Here is a 13,981-nt window from a genome sequence, read left to right as displayed (position 1 = left end):
CGCTCTGCCTCACCGCCTGCGTGCGCCGGGCGGTTCGAGGATCACCTCTTTCAGATCGCTGCCGGCGAGCACCACGATCACGAAATTCAGCTTGCCGCGCTCGCGCATCAGGCCGCCGCTGATCGCCTTTCCCGAGGTCGAGCGTTCGGCGACGCGTACCGCATCCGACAGGCGGTGCCGGAGCGCCCTGAGCACGACGAGGTTGCCGCGGTCCTCGGCGCCCAGCGACGTCAGCGGCGAGGCGGCCTCGCCACCCACCACTTCACCGGTCGCAGCGTCGATGGCGTGGTGCCAGATGCGGTCCTGCTGCATGGTCTTGACGCGGTAGACCGCGGGAAGCGATGCGCCGTCAAAGCTGATGTCGGCGGTGATCGCACCGGAGTGCAGCGCTTCCGCAATTGCCATCGCCTTGCGCAGCGAGATCTGGGCGGCCTGGAAGCTGTCGAGCTCGCGGCGAACCGCATGCACGTCGAGCGCGTTGTCATTGTCACGCGGGGTGAGGGCTGCGGCAGCCGAACTCGTGATCGCATGGGCCGGCGCCGCGAAGGGCAGGGCCAGCACCGCGGTTGCAAGCAGCCGCGTTCCCAATGCCAAATACCTCAGTGCGCGCAATCGTCCTGTCCTCATCGTCGAACCTGTATCGAACTGTGCGCGTTGCCCGCGCTTGCAGCGGCCGCGCGGGCCGGGAAAGGTGCGGCCGACCCCGGTTAGTCAGAGGTCGGCCGCCGAACGTTCAGACAGAGCGATGGCGGCAGCCCCGTCGTGACGGTCGAAGTTACAAGTCGGCGCCAAAACCCTTGGGGGGCTGATCCGGATTCTGCGCCTCATTGCAACTAAACAATACGGTTTCGTTCTGTTTCGTTCAAGGCTCATCACGACAACGTGCGTGGCGCTGAAACGATCCTGGAAAAACTGTCAGCGGGCCGGCCGGCGGCGCGCCTTTGCTACCTCTTTGGCCGCCTCCCTGGCGGCCTCGCGCAGCCGATCCTGCGGCCCGACGGCGCCGGCAAGGAACAGCCGGATCGAGACCTCCATCCGCGTCTCGGCGGTCTTCATGTCGATCGGGATCCCGAAGGTTGCCATCCGATGGGTGTGGCCGACCACCATGTTGAGGAAGGTCTCGGCCGCGATCGTGGTGTCCTCGAGGTCGAGGGCGCCCTTGTCGACCAGGTGGTCGAAGAAATCCGCCGTCGTGGACACGGCTTTCGACCAGCCTTCGTCGACGGCAAGCTTGGCGACCTCGGGGAAGTTGATCGCCTGCGCGGTCAGGATCCGGCTGAAGGCGATGGAGTCCGCGCTGCAATTCAGCACCAATAACTGGCGCCCGAGCTCGGTCAGCCGCTCCTCGACCAAACCCTCGCAATTGCCGTCGCCCTGCGCTTCGGCTGCCGCGGCGGCGAGCGGGGCAAGCCAGCGGGCAATTTCGCGCCGGAGCACCGCGGCGAAAAGGCCGCGCTTGTCGCCATACTGTCCATAGACGGTGGGCTTGCTGACGCGGGCGGCCTCGGCCACCGCATCGATCGACGTCGCATCGAAGCCACGCTCGAGGAACAGGCGGGTGGCGACCTCGATCAGCCGCTGGTCGCGCTCGATCGCGGCATCCCGGGTCGGCCGGCCGCCGCGTGACTTGATCACGCCGCGTTTGGCAGGCTGTTTGGCGCCCTTGGCCTTGGTTGCGGTCAATCCCATTGCCCATTCATCTCGTTGTGCGTCGGACGGGTCTGTCCGGTCTATAACCCGCGCGGTACGGATTCGTCCATTCGGTGGTACCGGGGGCGGCCCGCTCACGGCGGCGTCGCGGTCCAGGCCTGCCCTGCGGCGGCCTTCTCGTATCCGTACTGATAGAGCGCGCGCATATAGGCCGTATCGAACCCTTCCGTCTCCGGCGCCGGATAATCGCGCTCGATATAGGACAAATGGAAGCCGAGGCGGTTGCGCCGGGCGAAATCATAGGTCGAGAGGATCACGGAGCGGGTTTGCGCCTGCGTGATCGCCGAAATGCTGCGGGAGGCGACGTCGATCGTCGAGTTCGACACCAGCTCGAAGTTGCCCTCAAGCTTCTTGTTGACGAGGATGTAGATGTTCATCCGGCCGTTGGCCGGCCAGCTGCGCTCCCGGAACAGCAGTGCGTCCGGCAGCGTCAGCACCGGTGCGGTCACGCCGCCATCGACGTGCATCTCCTGGAAGCGTTTTCCCTGGCCCTCGGCATCGATCATGATCGGCGGAAACACCAGCGGGATGCTGGCGGAGGCGGCCATCACGTCACGAAACAGCTGCAGCGCCTCGGGCGTTCCGACGGCGGCGATCCGCCCCATGTCCCAGATCACCGTGCGCTGGGTGTCGAGATCGGTGGTGACGATCAGGAGCTTTCGGCCCTTCGCGTTTTCGCGCGCCACCTCGCTCAGGATGTCCTGGCCGACATAACGCGCCACCAGTTCGCGCAGCCGCTTGTTGCCGAACAGGCCGGAGCCGAACAGCACCCGCATCAGGCTCGGGTCCTGCAGCAGGCTCTCCGCGATGCCTGAGGTGTAGACCTCCTTCAGCGTGTCATCGTAGCGCGGGCCAAGGAACGCAAAGGGCGCAATCAGCCCGCCGGTGCTGACGCCGGAGACGACCGAGAAGGCCGGGCGATTGCCGGAAGCGGTCCAGCCGTTGAGGACACCCACGCCGTAGGCGCCGTCGGCACCGCCGCCGGAGAGGGCGAGATAGGTCTTGATCGGGGCGACGTCGCTCTTGTCGAGCCGGAATTTGGACGCCGGCTCGTCGGCGTAACGGCGCAGCCCGTCGAGATCGAGCACCCGCGAATTGACGGCGTCGGCCGCCGTGTAGGGCGTCCGCGGCAGCGAGCTGCAGGCCGCCAGCGCGAAGGCGAGGCCGCACAGCAGGGCGATTTGCCGGACCCTGCGGAAAACCATGAGCCGGTAGCCGGTGCCGCCAGGCCGGGCGCTTGGGGGTGAGAACATTGCTGCCAGTCACGTTTCGCGCGGATCGGGGTCGCGGCGGGAATGTCGGTTTGCCTTATTGTCGTCATAAAACGACACTGTTTCGTTTTGTTTAACGAGATGGCCGGTCGAGAGCAAGCTTCCGTCCGGCCGCTCGCGTTCACGAAGTCGCGCGAGAGCCGTCATCGACGGGTTGATCGGGCGTCAGTGACACGCAATAAGCAGCCGCATGAATCTTCCCAATCAGTTCGAGCTCCTGGCAACCGACGGCGCTGCCCGCACCGGGCGCCTGACCACGCCGCATGGCCCGGTGCGGACGCCGGCGTTCATGCCGGTCGGCACGGCCGGCGCGATGAAGGGCATGCATTGGCGCGAGGTGCGCGATGCCGGCGCCGACATCGTGCTCGGCAACACCTATCATCTGATGTTGCGGCCGGGCGCCGAGCGGATCGCCGGGCTTGGCGGCCTGCAGCGCTTCACCGGCTGGGGCGGTCCGATGCTGACGGATTCCGGCGGCTTCCAGGTGATGTCGCTCTCGGAGCTGCGCAAGGTGACCGAAAAGGCCGTGACCTTCCGCTCGCATATCGACGGCGCCAAGGTCGAGCTGTCGCCGGAGCGCTCGATCGAGGTGCAGCTTCTGCTCGGCTCCGATATCGCGATGCAGATGGACGAATGCGTGCGGCTGCCCGCCGAGCGCGCCGACATCGAGCGCGCGATGCAGCTGTCGCTGCGCTGGGCCGAGCGCTCCAAGCGCGCGTTCGAGGCGGCGCCGGACGGCTACATGCTGTTCGGCATCGTGCAGGGCGGCGATGTCCCTGATCTCAGGCACGCCAGCGCGCGCGGGCTCACCGATATCGGCTTTCACGGCTATGCGATCGGCGGGCTGGCGGTCGGCGAGCCGCAGGCGGTGATGTTGTCGATGATCGAGGAGACCGCGCCGGCGCTGCCGGCCGATCGGCCGCGTTATCTGATGGGCGTCGGCACGCCGGAGGACATTCTCGAGGCGGTGGCGCGCGGCGTCGACATGTTCGACTGTGTGATGCCGACACGGAACGGACGCCACGGCATGGCGTTCACCCGCTTCGGTCAGATCAACTTGCGCAACGCCCGGCACGTCGACGATCCGCGCCCGCTCGATGAAGAGAGCCCGTGGCCGGCGGCACGCAGCACTTCGCGCGCCTATCTGCACCATCTGGTGCGTGCGGGCGAAACGCTTGGGGCAATGCTGCTGTCCGAAATCAACGTCGCCTATTACCAGGAGCTGATGCAGGGCATCCGTGACGCGGTCGAAAACGGCACGTTCGAGGCGTTCAGAACGAAAACGCGCGCCGGTTGGGCGCGCGGGGACATCGCTCCGAGGTGAGCTGTGTGATCAGTTGCACACGATAGGTTTGACCGAGTGCTTGGTGACGAACCCGTAACCGCACGTGTCGCAGGTCCAGAGATAGCTGATCAAATTGTCTTGGAGGTACGCGGACGCTTCTGCCGCGATCATGGAGTCCGCACACACCGGACAGGTCGGCAAATCGCTGCCGCGCGGATCGGGTCTGGACGCTGCGGTCGACAGAACTTCAGCGAGAGCTGGCATGTGACCTCCTTTGCGTTCGGAGCTGCACCTGACGAAAGTATATAGACGCACTTGTTTGAACTTGTCGCAACACAAATGCGTAGGTTTTACGTTATTTGCGCAGGTTCTCATTTTTGCGATGCAACGAATTTGTGCCTCGGCGGTTTCTCACTTGCGCGTCATGATGCGCTGCTTCTAATGAGAGAAGACCGCATATTCCCAGCATATCCCGCAACAGGAGCCGCCTGATGGACGCGCCGTCGACAACGAGTGCAGTGCAACCCGGACGCGGCCGCGTCTTCGACTCCATCGTCGATGCGATCGGCTCGACCCCGACCGTGCGCCTGCGCAGATTGCCGCAGGCGGGTGGCGTCAACGCGACGATCCTCGCCAAGCTGGAATATTTCAATCCTGCGGCCAGCGTGAAGGACCGCATCGGCGCGGCGATGATCGTGGCGATGGAGAAGGCAGGCATCATCAACGCCGACACCGTGCTGATCGAGCCGACCTCGGGCAATACCGGCATTGCGCTCGCCTATGTCGCCGCGTCGCGCGGCTATCGGCTGAAGCTCGTAATGCCGGAATCGATGTCGATCGAGCGGCGGCGGATGCTGGCCTTCCTTGGTGCCGAGATCGTGCTCACGCCGGCCGCGCAGGGCATGAAGGGCTCGATCGCGGCCGCGGAAGAACTGGTGCGCACGACGCCCAACGCTGTGATGCCGCAACAGTTCAAGAACCTCGCCAATCCCGAAATCCATCGCCGCACCACCGCCGAGGAGATCTGGAATGATACCGGCGGCGACATCGACTATTTCGTCGCCGGCGTCGGCACCGGCGGCACCATCACCGGGGTCGGGCAGGTGCTGAAGCCGCGCAAGCCGTCCTTGCGGATCGTCGCGGTGGAGCCGGAAGAGAGCCCGGTGCTGTCGGGCGGTCAGCACACGCCGCACAAGATCCAGGGCATCGGCGCGGGCTTCATCCCTGACATCCTCGATCGCTCGGTGATCGACGAGATAGTCAAGATCAACAGCGCGACCGCGATCGAGACCTCGCGCGCGCTGGCGCGCAACGAAGGAATCCCCGGCGGCATTTCCTCGGGGGCCGCGATCGCGGCCGCCTTGCAGATCGGCAAGCGGCCGGAGGCTGCGGGCAAGACCATCCTGGCGATTGTGCCGTCATTCTCGGAGCGCTATCTCTCGACGGCGTTGTTTGAAGGAATTTAAGAGACAGGAATCCAGGATATGGCCGATCAGCCAAGGCGACCGCGAACCCTGAACGATGCCCGCAGCGAGGCCGAGGCGGCGTTCAAGCGCGCCACCACCAAGGTCGCGGACGCGGTGCCAAAGACCGTCGCCGTCCCCGGCGTCCGCGAGCAGGTCACGCTGCGGATCGATCAGGACGTGCTGCAATATTTCCAGGAGGGCGGCCCCGGCTGGCAGGAGCGCATCAACGCGGCGCTGCGCAAGGCCGCCGGGAAGTAGCGCCTCCGAAGCAAGCCCGGGATGATCCCCGGGCTTGTTGTTATGCGGCTGCTTGCGAGGCTAGACGCGAGCGTCACCTTGCGCGCGCCAGCGGCGCTGCGCCCGGCTTCAGGTTCAGGAGGTTGCCGGCCAGGATCATGGCTGCGCCGAGCACCGTGTAGGCATCGAGCTGCTCGGCGTAGATCAGCCAGCCGAGGATCGCCGTCAGCGGCACGCGGATGAAATCCATCGGGATCACCACGGTTGCGTCAGCGTGGAGCAGGGCGCGCGCCATGCAGTAATGCGAGAACGTGCCGCAGAACGCGATCGCCGCGAGCCAGCCCCAGGTCGAGAGCGGCGGCCAGATCCAGACATAGAGCGCGGGCCCGATGCTCGCGAGCGATTGCACCACCAGCATCCAGAACAGGATCGTCAGCGTCTGTTCGGTCCGATCAGCGACTTGACCACCGCGACCGAGACCCCGAAGCCGACGGCCGCGGCGAGCGCGATCAGCTGGCCGGGATTGATCGCGCCGGTTGCCGGTCGCACGATGACGAACACGCCGACCAGGCCAAGCACGATCGCGACGATCTTCCAGGATGTCATCCGTTCGCCGAGAAAGCTCGCCGCGAGGATCGCGGTCCAGATCGGCATCGTGAACTCGATCGCGACCACCTGGCCGATCGGGATCAATGTCAGCGCATAGAACCAACCGAGTTGCGCGCAGAAATGAACCAGGTTGCGCGCGATGTGGACGTGCACGCGTGCCGTCTTCACGATCGCGAACCCGCCGTTCATGGCGATCAGCGGATAGAGCATCACGAAGCCGAGCACGCCGCGAACCGCCATCAGCTGGAACACGTTGACCTCGCGCGTCGCCTCGCGGCCGGCCACCGCCACGATCAGCATCAGCGCGAGCCAGCCAGACATCCACAGCGCTGCGCGGGTTTTTGAAGGCGTGCGATCCATGACGGGAAACGAGGTGAGGGGTACCCGGTATCGACGAGCCGATACGAATTTGCAACGTGCAATTCTGCCGGCGTGGTGATGCGTCGACCATGTGATCTCTGCTAAGCAGGTCGGGAATAATCACATCAGGAGGATCTGCTCATGCGTGTCTTGCAACCGGCCGAATGGTCGAAACCCCGCGGCTTCTCGCACGGTGTCGCGTTCGACGCTCCGGGCAAATGGATCGTGCTGGCGGGGCAGACCGGCGGCGACGAAAAGGGCGACTACGTTTCCGACATGGCAGCCCAGGTCGGCACGGCGCTGAAGCGCATCGTCAAGCTGTTGAGCGAAGCCGGCGCCGGTCCCGAGCACATCGTCCGCCTGACCTGGTACCTGACCAGCCGCAGCGAATATGAGGCTGCGGGCGCCGGCATCGGCGCGGCGTGGAAGGAAACGCTCGGGCGCAATTTCCCGCCCTCCACGCTGCTCTATATCGACGGGCTGGTCGATCAGCGCGCCAAGGTCGAGATCGAGGTCACGGCGTTCGTGCCGGCCGCCTAGCAACGCCGAGATGCGTGCGACGTCATTGTTGCACAGCCAGCAAAAAGCCCTCGGGGATGACCCGAGGGCTTTTCTCGTCGGCGGAGCGATCGATTACTTCGACAGCGTGATGTTGGCGCCGCGGAACTGGCTGTCGGCCCGGATGGTAACGGACTGCTTGTTGCCGGAGGTGCGCATCGAGATGTCGGCGTTGAAGCCGGGAGCGCTGGCAACGACCTGGAAGTTGCCGCCACCGCCGCGACCTCGCAGGTCGCCGCTGACATTGCGGCTGGTCTCGCTCCACGACCCCCTGACGGCGCTGCCTTCAGCCTGCACGTCGGCCGCCAGGTTGAACTTGTAGGCGTCGCTGGCGCAGGTCAGGCTCATGGTCATGTTCGGGCCGCCGACACGGTAGGTCGCGCGGCAGCGAATCCGCTCGCTGGAGCCGTCGTCCAGCGTGACCGAGCCGCCGCCCGACCAGGTGCCCGCCATCCCGGCGAACGGGCTGGACTGGGCATGGCCTGCGGTGCTGGCCAATGCGGTCACGAAAAACGCGGCGGCTGCAAATGCTGGCCGCCGCGCGATGGCGAAGAACCTTGATACGCGGGTGATCTTACTGACGGGACGCTTCCCATCGGCCGCTGCACGGTACGCCAGCTGATGCCCCATTCCACTTCCCCGATCCGGAGTTGCCACTGAGTTGACCGTTCGCATATGCACCATTGATCGAGACTCGCACAAGTCCCCCGCTGCCCACGGTGCCGGAGATCGCCGCACCCTGCGCCGAGATCTTTCCCTCGACGACATTCACCGTCGAACGGGACGACGGCTCGCAGCTACCGGTCTTGGTCACGACGGTGACGTTCCAGAGGCCGTCATAGGGCTGCTGCGCGGACACTGGAGCAGCGGTGAGGGCAGCAGCCGAAGCGACCGAAGTGACCAAAATCAGGTCGCGAATGCGGATCGAACGCATGAATCAAATCCCTGTAATTTCGTGTGATGACGCGGCTTATCCTGTCACAATGTGTTCAAAATTTGCTGCGTCGCGGGAGCCCCAGAATGTTCCTGTGAACTCAAACACATCATGGTGAATCTGGTTCCGGATCAGGAACGAGAAATTTGCCTCCGCGACTCGCGAAATGAGGTATTTCAGTACCTTATTTCGCCTTAGTGCTTGGTACCGCTCAGGTTTGGCGCCTTGGTCGCAAACTGCTCATCCTGCGGCTTGGCCGGCAGCGAACCGTTGACCTTGCCGTAGTCGATGACCTCGGCGAGCAGACGCAGGCCGAGCGGCGCCAGCGCGCGCTCCCAAAGCTCGCGGGCGGTCTCGCCTTTTTTGACGAACACCCAGTCCTGGGCCGCGATTGCGCCCGCGTCCATCCGGTCGGCGAGGTGATAGATGCTGCCGCCGGCGATCGGATCGCCTTCCTTGATGGTCCACTCCACCGCCGCGATGCCGCGGTGGCGGGGCAGCAGCGATGGGTGGTACCCGACACCGCCAAGCTTGGCCACGGCAAGCGCCTCCTTGCTGACGCGGGCGTGACTGTGGGCGGTCACGATCAGGTCGGTGCCCGGGGCGATCTCGGCGGCCGTCACCAGCTTGGGGTCGGCCTGAACGACGACCTCGATGCCGGTTGCCCGGGCCGCTGCCGCCAGCCGGTCCTCGCCGTCATGGACGACCACCCTGACGAGCGTGACGTGATGCTCGCGCAGCATGTTCAGGGTCGTCACGCCGAAATGGCGGGAACCGACAAGGGTAATGCGCATGGGATGAATTCCGTGGGGGTTATTCTGGGTCTATTCGGGCCGCCGCTATGCCGATAGCACACCGCGGCGGCCTGTTTTGCTGTCCTGCCCGTTATCAACAAGCCGGCCGGGTGGCAATCTCAGGCCGCCGGCTGCTTGCTCACCAGAACCTTGTCGATGCGCCGGCCGTCGAGGTCGACGATCTCGAATTCCCAGCCCTGCGCCGTGGTTTTGGCGCCGACATCGGGGATCGCGCCGAATTCATGCAGCAGGAAGCCGGCCGCGGTCTGGTAGGGGCGCGGAGAGGGCAGCGCGATGCCGAGCAGTTCGCTGAATTCGAGCGCGGGCATCCAGCCCGAGATCAGATAGGAGCCGTCGTCGCGCCTGACATAAGCGGGCTCGGCCGGACCTTCCTCGGTGTGGAAGGCGCCGACGATGGCCTCGAGGATATCGGCGCTGGTGACGACGCCCTGGAAGGTGCCGTATTCGTCATGCACGAGGCCGATATGCACCGCGGAGTCGCGCAGGATCGCGACCACGTCGCGGGCGTCCACCGTTTCCGGGATGATCGGCGCATCGCGCGTCAGCGCGCGGATGTCGGGCGTCTGGCCGGCGAGGTAGACGTCGAGCACGTCCTTGGCCTGCACGATGCCGAGCGCATGATCGCGGTTGCCGTCGAACACCACGCAGCGCGAGTGGCTGCTCTTCTGCAGCGTTGCGAGGATCTCGGGCGCGGGAGCGGCGAGGTCGATCAGGCTGACTTCGTGGCGCGGCGTCATCACGGCGCCGACCGGAAGATCGCCGAGCCGCATCACGCCGGCGATCATCTCCTTTTCGCCGGGCTCCAGCACGCCGGCGTTCTCGGCTTCCACCACCAGCGTCTTGATCTCGTCCTCGCTGACGCGGTCCTGCGCATCCTCGCGATGGCCGAGCAGCCAGAGCAACGCCTTGCCGGAGCGGTCGAGCAACCACACCACCGGCAGCGACAGTTTTGCCATCACCGTCATGGCCGGCGCAGCCTTGACCGCGATCGACTCCGGATCGCGCAGCGCGATCTGTTTCGGCACCAGTTCGCCGATGATCAGCGAGGCATAGGTGATCGCGCCGACAACGATGCCGACACCGGCGGCGTCGGCGACGTTTGCCGGCAGTCCGAGCTCGAACAGCCATTGCGAGAGGCGCTGGCCGAGCGTTGCGCCCGAGAAGGCGCCCGACAGCACGCCGATCAGCGTGATGCCGATCTGCACGGTGGAGAGGAATTTTCCGGGATTGGAGGCGAGCGCAAGGGCACGGCGCGAGCCGCTGACGCCGCGTTCGACCAGCGCCGCGAGGCGCGCCGGGCGGGAGGAGACGATGGCGAGTTCTGACATCGCCAACAGACCGTTGACGACGATCAAGACCGCCACGATCGCAAGTTCCAGATATAACACGGGAGTCCCTGAGCTTGGGCGGCGTCGGCCGCTGCACGACGCCCTATATAGGCATACCGGCGCGGCTTTGCTGTGCCCTGTCGGGCGTCCCTGCACAAGCAAAGCGTGCGAATGGCGCGCATGCAGCAGGAGATCGCGGCATTTTGGCGCGCGGGCTGTTGTGGCAATCGGAGGCGCGGTTCGCGGACGCCCGCATCACGGCATCAATCTCTACGCGAGTATCCGCAGCTCCGGTTTGGCGAACTTTCTTGCAGGCGATGCAGGCTGTCTCGGCGCTCGTTCGGCAGCCTGCAGCTGCGTGCGCAAATCGGCACTGCACTGCTTCATCTGGTTGCGCAATTCGCGGCGGGAGAAGGCGGTGAGCGAGGGGTCCGCAAGCTGCTGCCAGGCCTTGCGCAGCCATTCCTGCAGCTCGCGAATATTCCGATCCAGAATCTTCTGATCAAGAATTTTCTGATCCAAGACGTCGGGCTGGGTCATGCCGCCAAATCCCACGAAGTGATCAGTTGCAAAGTAACGCTGATTCGCGCCGTTTCACCTAACGCTATGTTGCGCGGGTGAGCTTGAGGCGGCGAGATCTGCACGGGCAGGCGTGCCGATATCCGCGTCAGCTGGCGGTGCCGGATCCTGCGCGCAGGAAATCCACCACGATCGGCAGCGCGAGGACGAGCGCTGCCAGCACCGAGAGATGACGCGTCTGCGCGGTGGAGAGGCCGAGATCGTATTGAGCAAGATAGGCAAGCATGATCGCTGCGTAGGCAGCAACGCAGACCGCCACAACGATGCTCACGAAATCGGTCTTGCTCTGCATGGCGACACCGCGTTGTTGCCGACGCGGTGTAGCGCGGCTCAGCCTTTGCCAACTATGAGCTGGTTCACGGGCGGCCAACTATGAGCTGGTTCACGGGCGCGGCGCCCACCGTGCCAACGAGCTCCGTGGATCGCTGCGGTCAACCGCCGGCAACGTTGCTCACGCGTACCGCAACAAGGCCTGACCCGCCGCCAGCAGGCTTAGCGAGGAGCGTTGCCTTGGCTTCCGCGCGGAAGCTTGACCGGGATGTGGGGCGACGTGCTCACCACACGCGGGCTTCCGTCGGAATGGGTCTGGCCGTTAAGCAACGTCTCGAGCAACAGAATGAATTTCTCGGCAAGCATGGGCGTAGCCCTCGTCGTCCAATTCCTGTAAGTCGCGGCGTCCTCTCGAAAATTCGATCAACAAAATGCGAGCCGCAGCCGACTTGGCAATGCTGCGCCGCGAGCCCGTCCATGTGCAATCCGGGAGACTACCGGCGTCCGCCGGCTCAGGTCGCGCGCTGCTGCGGCGAGAAGGCGGGTCTGGATCCCTCGCAGCCAGCAGCCGCGGGGCCATGAGCCAAGCCCTCGAAACGCCAAAGCGTCGTCAGCGATACCGTGCCACAGCGCTCGCAGCGAAGCGGCGTGTCGCCATGCAAATATCGTCCGCGCCGGAACAGTTGAGGCGACGCGATTTCCTTGCAGCTCGGGCAAGCCAACGCCAGCTTGCTCGTCTTCCAGCGTCGAAATAATCGAAACACCGTACCCTCAGCGTTTCCGAGACGTCCGATGGCGGCAATTTAGCAATCGACACCCCTGCGTGGAAAGGTGCTGAACGTCACAGCTGTGGGTTTTGTAGCATCCGGCCCACGGGGCCTTTGCCGAGAATCGGGACGGAATGGTTGCCAAATCCCTACCGGCGGGCCACCCAGCGCGTGATCTCATCACACCGTTCCTTCAAGGATGTACGCTAGCGATAGCGACCATGGATCGGCAGCAAGATATTGATGAGGGTATCGTACCGGCGCTGCGCCGCAGCTACGGGCGGGTGGCCTGGTGGATCGTGCGACTCAATCGCGTATTCGAGCCGTCGCGCGCCTCCGAGCCGTCACGGACCGAGGTGCCGTCGCGCGCGGCCGTCCCGCCACGGCGACCGGTCCCGCCGCGCCCGGAATAGTCATCACCAGAATACCGGTACCCCCTGTATCGGCCGCTCGACCGGACTGCTATGCATGCGCCATCCGCGGACTTTCGGTCCGCCGTTTTGACGATGCAGCCGCGCGGCGGCGCAAGCGACGGGAAGGACTGACACAATGATCGAGACGGTTGGCATCATCGGCGCCGGAACCATGGGCAACGGCATCGCGCAGATCTGCGCGGCGGCGGGGCTTGCTGTCACCATGGTGGATATCTCCGACGCGGCGGTGCAGCGCGGCCTGAAGACGGTCGGGACCAGCCTCGATCGCCTGGTCGCGAAGGAGAAGATGACGGCCGCCGATCGCGACGCGACGCTCGGGCGCATCAACGCGACCACCGACAAGTCGAAGCTTGCCGCCTGCGATCTCGTGATCGAAGCCGCGACCGAGAACGAGGAGCTGAAGATCAAGATCCTGAAGGATCTCTGCGCCGGGCTGAAGCCGAGCACGCTGGTTGCGACCAACACCTCGTCGATCTCGATCACCCGCCTGGCGGCCTCCACCGATCGTCCTGATCGCTTCATCGGGATGCACTTCTTCAATCCGGTCCCGGTGATGGCGCTGCTCGAATTGATCCGCGGCTTGCAGACCTCCGACGACACCGTCGCCAAGGCCGAAGCCTTCGCCAAGCGCGTCGGCAAGGTCGCGATCACGGCGAAGAACAGCCCGGGCTTTGCGGTCAACCGCATCCTGTGCCCGATGATCAACGAGGCGATCTTCGCGCTGCAGGAAGGCATTGCGACCGCCGAGGAGATCGATGCCGGCATGAAGCTCGGCTGCAACCATCCGATCGGTCCGCTCGCGCTTGCCGACCTGATCGGGCTCGACACCATGCTGTCGGTGATGGAGGTGTTCTACACCGGCTTCAACGACCCCAAATACCGGCCGGCGCCGCTGCTGAAGGAGATGGTCGATGCCGGCCATCTCGGCCGCAAGACCGGGCAGGGGTTCTACAGCTACAGCAAGTAAGGTCGCGCCACGTGACGAACACCGTAGTCATCCGGGATGGATCGCGCCTGTGACCTGACGTACACGCAGACCTCTGATCCGCCACGTGAGGCGGGGGACATCAGACACGAGGCCCGGGCTCCTAGGCACACCGGGCCTCGTGTTTTTTGTGCGGTCCTGAACTCAGTTAGCGGGGGGCGACCGGCGTGACGCTGGTTTCTTCGGGATCGGCGCCGAACAGGCCGACGACATACTTGTAATAGTCCGGCATCTTTTCCTTGAGCATGGCGCGCGTGTAGGGCTCGTGCCCGGAATCCTTGCTGGCAAGGAAGATGCTCGCGGTCACCGCGAAGTACTCCTGCTGGTTCTTCAAGAGGCCTCCTTGGCGAACAACTCCTTTGACTTGGCCTGC

Annotated in this window: 16 protein-coding genes and 1 pseudogene; 5 read left to right on the top strand and 12 right to left on the bottom strand. The window is 64.9% G+C overall.

The window, feature by feature from the left end; all coding sequences use genetic code 11:
* Positions 1-9: 9 nt before the first annotated feature.
* From HAP48_RS38805 to HAP48_RS38795, 3 genes are all read right to left on the bottom strand, one after another.
* Positions 10-612 carry a PepSY domain-containing protein gene (locus HAP48_RS38805; RefSeq protein ID WP_224496780.1) on the bottom strand — a complete coding sequence of 201 codons (603 nt, stop codon included), beginning with the start codon at positions 610-612 and terminating at the stop codon, positions 10-12.
* 303 nt (positions 613-915) lie between these two features.
* On the bottom strand, positions 916-1,689 hold the full coding sequence (locus HAP48_RS38800) for a TetR/AcrR family transcriptional regulator (protein WP_166205128.1): 774 nt from the start codon (positions 1,687-1,689) through the stop codon (positions 916-918).
* Positions 1,690-1,784: 95 nt separating this feature from the next.
* Positions 1,785-2,915 (bottom strand): patatin-like phospholipase family protein, encoded by a 1,131-nt coding sequence (locus HAP48_RS38795; RefSeq protein ID WP_166205127.1) that lies wholly within the window; start codon positions 2,913-2,915, stop codon positions 1,785-1,787.
* A 256-nt stretch (positions 2,916-3,171) separates the two neighbouring features.
* Here HAP48_RS38795 and tgt point away from each other — a divergent pair, with 256 nt between their 5' ends.
* Positions 3,172-4,305 carry a tRNA guanosine(34) transglycosylase Tgt gene (gene tgt / locus HAP48_RS38790; RefSeq protein ID WP_166205126.1) on the top strand — a complete coding sequence of 378 codons (1,134 nt, stop codon included), beginning with the start codon at positions 3,172-3,174 and terminating at the stop codon, positions 4,303-4,305.
* A gap of 9 nt (positions 4,306-4,314) precedes the next feature.
* On the opposite strand, the gene HAP48_RS38785 is transcribed toward tgt, so the two are convergent.
* Positions 4,315-4,530 carry a hypothetical protein gene (locus tag HAP48_RS38785; RefSeq protein ID WP_166205125.1) on the bottom strand — a complete coding sequence of 72 codons (216 nt, stop codon included), beginning with the start codon at positions 4,528-4,530 and terminating at the stop codon, positions 4,315-4,317.
* Positions 4,531-4,757: 227 nt separating this feature from the next.
* On the opposite strand from HAP48_RS38785, the gene cysK reads away from it, so the two are divergent.
* Together cysK and HAP48_RS38775 are read left to right on the top strand one after the other, a co-directional pair.
* Entirely contained in the window at positions 4,758-5,732 is a 975-nt protein-coding gene (gene cysK / locus HAP48_RS38780) for a cysteine synthase A (protein WP_166205124.1), read from the top strand.
* A gap of 18 nt (positions 5,733-5,750) precedes the next feature.
* A complete protein-coding gene (locus HAP48_RS38775) occupies positions 5,751-5,990 on the top strand; it encodes a BrnA antitoxin family protein (protein ID WP_166205123.1) in 240 nt (79 codons plus the stop codon).
* A gap of 73 nt (positions 5,991-6,063) precedes the next feature.
* Here HAP48_RS38775 and HAP48_RS38770 read toward each other — a convergent pair.
* A pseudogene (locus HAP48_RS38770) lies at positions 6,064-6,938 on the bottom strand (DMT family transporter).
* A 141-nt stretch (positions 6,939-7,079) separates the two neighbouring features.
* Here HAP48_RS38770 and HAP48_RS38765 point away from each other — a divergent pair.
* On the top strand, positions 7,080-7,478 hold the full coding sequence (locus tag HAP48_RS38765) for a RidA family protein (protein ID WP_166205122.1): 399 nt from the start codon (positions 7,080-7,082) through the stop codon (positions 7,476-7,478).
* Positions 7,479-7,571: 93 nt separating this feature from the next.
* Here the strand turns inward: HAP48_RS38765 and HAP48_RS38760 are convergent, their stop codons facing one another.
* The 6 genes from HAP48_RS38760 to HAP48_RS38735 all read right to left on the bottom strand — a co-directional run bounded on the left by HAP48_RS38760 (position 7,572) and on the right by HAP48_RS38735 (position 11,444).
* Positions 7,572-7,949, bottom strand: a complete 378-nt coding sequence (locus HAP48_RS38760; RefSeq protein WP_414645764.1) for a hypothetical protein — start codon at positions 7,947-7,949, stop codon at positions 7,572-7,574.
* Between the two features lie 121 nt (positions 7,950-8,070).
* Complete coding sequence (locus tag HAP48_RS38755) at positions 8,071-8,430, bottom strand: hypothetical protein (protein WP_224496778.1); 360 nt, start codon at positions 8,428-8,430, stop codon at positions 8,071-8,073.
* Between the two features lie 194 nt (positions 8,431-8,624).
* Positions 8,625-9,224: a formyltransferase family protein gene (locus HAP48_RS38750; protein WP_166205120.1), complete on the bottom strand. Its 600-nt coding sequence runs from the start codon at positions 9,222-9,224 to the stop codon at positions 8,625-8,627.
* Positions 9,225-9,343: 119 nt separating this feature from the next.
* Entirely contained in the window at positions 9,344-10,633 is a 1,290-nt protein-coding gene (locus HAP48_RS38745) for a hemolysin family protein (protein ID WP_166205119.1), read from the bottom strand.
* Between the two features lie 210 nt (positions 10,634-10,843).
* On the bottom strand, positions 10,844-11,113 hold the full coding sequence (locus HAP48_RS38740) for a hypothetical protein (RefSeq protein ID WP_029082620.1): 270 nt from the start codon (positions 11,111-11,113) through the stop codon (positions 10,844-10,846).
* A gap of 127 nt (positions 11,114-11,240) precedes the next feature.
* Positions 11,241-11,444, bottom strand: coding sequence for a hypothetical protein (locus HAP48_RS38735; protein ID WP_166205118.1), 204 nt, complete (start codon positions 11,442-11,444; stop codon positions 11,241-11,243).
* Between the two features lie 1,294 nt (positions 11,445-12,738).
* On the opposite strand from HAP48_RS38735, the gene HAP48_RS38730 reads away from it, so the two are divergent.
* Positions 12,739-13,590, top strand: coding sequence for a 3-hydroxybutyryl-CoA dehydrogenase (locus HAP48_RS38730; protein ID WP_166205117.1), 852 nt, complete (start codon positions 12,739-12,741; stop codon positions 13,588-13,590).
* Positions 13,591-13,756: 166 nt separating this feature from the next.
* Here HAP48_RS38730 and HAP48_RS38725 read toward each other — a convergent pair whose 3' ends face one another.
* Positions 13,757-13,942 (bottom strand): hypothetical protein, encoded by a 186-nt coding sequence (locus HAP48_RS38725; RefSeq protein ID WP_166205116.1) that lies wholly within the window; start codon positions 13,940-13,942, stop codon positions 13,757-13,759.
* Between the last annotated feature and the right edge of the window lie 39 nt (positions 13,943-13,981).

It is taken from the genome of Bradyrhizobium septentrionale (genome assembly GCF_011516645.4).
Lineage (GTDB): Bacteria > Pseudomonadota > Alphaproteobacteria > Rhizobiales > Xanthobacteraceae > Bradyrhizobium > Bradyrhizobium septentrionale.
Note: the sequence above shows the minus strand (reverse complement) of the source record. Positions and strands in the feature narration are given on the sequence as shown.

Bases quoted from the DNA above. Each gene is read 5' to 3' on its own strand.
- HAP48_RS38800 (WP_166205128.1), bottom strand. From the start codon at position 1,689: ATGGGATTGACCGCAACCAAGGCCAAGGGCGCCAAACAGCCTGCCAAA.
- HAP48_RS38795 (WP_166205127.1), bottom strand. From the start codon at position 2,915: ATGGTTTTCCGCAGGGTCCGGCAAATCGCCCTGCTGTGCGGCCTCGCC.
- tgt (WP_166205126.1), top strand. From the start codon at position 3,172: ATGAATCTTCCCAATCAGTTCGAGCTCCTGGCAACCGACGGCGCTGCC.
- HAP48_RS38785 (WP_166205125.1), bottom strand. From the start codon at position 4,530: ATGCCAGCTCTCGCTGAAGTTCTGTCGACCGCAGCGTCCAGACCCGAT.
- cysK (WP_166205124.1), top strand. From the start codon at position 4,758: ATGGACGCGCCGTCGACAACGAGTGCAGTGCAACCCGGACGCGGCCGC.
- HAP48_RS38775 (WP_166205123.1), top strand. From the start codon at position 5,751: ATGGCCGATCAGCCAAGGCGACCGCGAACCCTGAACGATGCCCGCAGC.
- HAP48_RS38765 (WP_166205122.1), top strand. From the start codon at position 7,080: ATGCGTGTCTTGCAACCGGCCGAATGGTCGAAACCCCGCGGCTTCTCG.
- HAP48_RS38760 (WP_414645764.1), bottom strand. From the start codon at position 7,949: ATGGCGGGCACCTGGTCGGGCGGCGGCTCGGTCACGCTGGACGACGGC.
- HAP48_RS38755 (WP_224496778.1), bottom strand. From the start codon at position 8,430: ATGCGTTCGATCCGCATTCGCGACCTGATTTTGGTCACTTCGGTCGCT.
- HAP48_RS38750 (WP_166205120.1), bottom strand. From the start codon at position 9,224: ATGCGCATTACCCTTGTCGGTTCCCGCCATTTCGGCGTGACGACCCTG.
- HAP48_RS38740 (WP_029082620.1), bottom strand. From the start codon at position 11,113: ATGACCCAGCCCGACGTCTTGGATCAGAAAATTCTTGATCAGAAGATT.
- HAP48_RS38735 (WP_166205118.1), bottom strand. From the start codon at position 11,444: ATGCAGAGCAAGACCGATTTCGTGAGCATCGTTGTGGCGGTCTGCGTT.
- HAP48_RS38730 (WP_166205117.1), top strand. From the start codon at position 12,739: ATGATCGAGACGGTTGGCATCATCGGCGCCGGAACCATGGGCAACGGC.